The organism is Frankia sp. CeCAU1, assembly GCF_977971845.1.
Genome location: NZ_CDWWXA010000060.1, coordinates 1 through 2,583 on the forward strand (window position 1 = coordinate 1; position 2,583 = coordinate 2,583).

Sequence of the window (2,583 nt, forward strand, 5' to 3'; positions counted from 1 at the left end):
GGCGAGGCGGCATAGGTGATGAGCGCTATCGATCACCACGATGCAACGGCGATCAGACCGGCCGCGACGAGCCTCGGTCTGGCCCCCACCAGCCTCCTTGTCCGACGGGACACGCGCGGGCGTCCGGGCCGGCCCTGGACCTTCGGCCGCACTGACGCGCCGCCGGTTGACACCTGGAGCCGCCCCAGGAAGCTCCTGCTCCTGGCCGGGTTACTCGTCCATGGCACGGAGCAGGCTCGCGGGCAGCGATCGATCCGGGCCGGCTCCCGTAGTCCATCGGGAGCCCCATCGGCCGAGTTCCATCAGGATCGGCGCGAGATCCCGGCCCGCCGACGTCAGCTCGTATTCCGAACGAGGTGGACGTGGCTGATAAAGCCTGCGTTGCAGGATGCCTCGATCGACGAGCCGGTCGAGGCGCCGGGTGAGGGTGTGATCGGAGATCTTCAGACGGGTTCGGAAGTCGTCGTAGCGCCGAGCGCCGCCGAACGCCTCTCGGATGATCAGCAGGGACCAGTGATCGCCGATCAGCCCGAGCGCGCGAGCGGCCGGGCAGTCGGACTCGTCGTGCTGGTCAAGCACCCGGCCAGTGTATCTGTTGACTTCCATTTCGGAAGCATCTAGGATCCCTTCCGGAATGGAAGTCGATCTCGGGGGAGTGGAGGCGAGTATGTCGAGGTCCGCTCAGCCGAAGGAGTCTGCGGCATCACCACTGCTGCTGCCGGTCGTGTGCCTCGGCCAGTTCCTGGTCGTGTTCAGCCTGTCCAGCGTGAATGTCGCGCTACCCAGCCTGGCTGCCGATCTTCAGATGAGCCGCGAGACCCAGCCCTACACGGTCACGGCCTACGGGATAGCCCTGGGCAGCCTGCTCCTGCTGGGTGGCAGGGCTGGCGATCTACTCGGCCGACGGCGACTGTTCCGGCTGGGCACGGGGGTCTTCGCGGTCGGCACCGTGGTGTGCACGCTCGCCAACGTGACCGGCGTGCTGCTCGCTGGGCGGGCCCTGGAGGGGCTCGGTGCGGCCATGCTCGCCCCGGCCGCGCTGGGGACGATCAACGCGATCTACCCGCAAGGGCCGAGCAGAAACAAGGCGCTCGGGGTGTTCGGTGCGGTGTCCAGCGCGGCGGCCGGAGTGGGCGTCTTGGCGGGCGGGGTCCTCACCGACGGGCCGGGATGGCGGTGGGCGTTCGCGATCAAAATTCCCTTCTGCCTACTCCTGCTTGCCGTGGTCGGAAGGATCATGCCGGAGACCCGTGACACCCGTTCTCACCACGGCTTCGACATCGCCGGCGCGCTCACCGCGACCGGGTCGATGTTCTCGCTGGTCGTGGCCATCACACAGGCGGAGCAGCGCGGTTTCACCAGCCCGGCGATCCTTGCTCTGTTCGGATCAGCCGCCGTTCTTCTGATCGCCTTCATCGTGATCGAGAGCCGCAGCGACGACCCGCTCATGCCGTTGGCCCTCTTCCGTCGGCGTGGTCTCAGCGTCGCCAACGGCGCGACCCTGCTCGTGTGGGCCAGCTTCGGGTCGGCTTTCCTCCTGGTGGCCCTGTATGTGCAGCAGGTACTCGGCTACAGCCCGATGAAGGCCGGGCTGACATTCGTGCCGATGGCAACCGCGGCCGCGCTCGCGGCCAACGTCGCCCAGGCGACAGCGAGTCGTTCCGCGCGCGGTCCCAAACCCGCGCTGCTCGTCGGCCTTGTCCTCCTCACTGTCGGCGTGGCCCTCCTGTCCCGGGGCGACGCCGACACCAGGTACACGGCGGTGCTGCTGCCGGCGCTCGTGCTGTGCGGCGCCGGTCTCGCGACCTCCCTCACCGCACTCAACGTGGCCGCCTTCAGCGGCTCCAACAGCGACGACTCCGGGGTTGAGGCAGGACTCCTGAGCACCTCCCAGGAGATCGGCGCGGCCCTCGGCGTCTCGATTCTCTCGACGGTGTCGGCCCGCGTCATCTCCGATCATCTCGCCGCTCATCCCGGAGATCCGACCGCGATGCTTAGCGGCGCAGTCGATGCCTTTCAGGTGTCCTTCGTCGTCGCGGCGGGCATGGCTGCCGGCGCCTTCCTGCTTTCCCTGATCGCACTCTCGGCGCGGGTTGATATCCCTCCGGCCAGCGTGTCGGAAAACCCCCTCGCGGAACCAGCCTCGATAATGCCCTCAAGGTGACACGGTCGCCCTAGACGAGACTTCCGAAGATCGTCGCGCGGGTTCCGCCCGCCTTCTCATCGGATCGAACTCGGCTGCGGCCATGCGGCTGCTCCTGCCAGGCCTCCGCTCCCCTCGTCCCGCTCGCGGCCTCCTCCGCTGGGCCGTGCCGTTTCCTCCTCCCGCAGCACATCCGACGTCAGTGACGCTGGCCAGTGATTTCTTCCTGGCCAGCCCGTCAGTACCCGCGCTCCTCAATGAATCGCTCCTTGAGGAGCAGGCCCGCGACCCCGCTTCCCACCCCGTGGGACGGGGTTGTTGTCGTGTCCGGTGGGGTCAGGGGTGATCCCGGCCCGCCGGTAGTGCCCGCTGATATCTCCCTCCGGTCTGTCGCGTAGGAGACAGCGGAGTCCTTGTTGCTAAATTGCTACGTATCGCCC

General features: G+C 67.8%; 2 protein-coding genes. One reads left to right on the forward strand and one right to left on the reverse strand.

Going from position 1 to position 2,583, the window contains the following annotated elements:
• Window positions 1-210: 210 nt before the first annotated feature.
• The gene (locus tag AC08OO_RS12430) at window positions 211-606 is read right to left on the reverse strand and encodes a winged helix-turn-helix transcriptional regulator (RefSeq protein ID WP_476608308.1); all 396 of its coding nucleotides are present in this window, start codon (window positions 604-606) and stop codon (window positions 211-213) included.
• 28 nt (window positions 607-634) lie between these two features.
• Between AC08OO_RS12430 and AC08OO_RS12435 the strand changes: the two genes are divergently transcribed.
• Window positions 635-2,164 carry an MFS transporter gene (locus AC08OO_RS12435; RefSeq protein ID WP_476618526.1) on the forward strand — a complete coding sequence of 510 codons (1,530 nt, stop codon included), beginning with the start codon at window positions 635-637 and terminating at the stop codon, window positions 2,162-2,164.
• Window positions 2,165-2,583 lie beyond the last annotated feature (419 nt).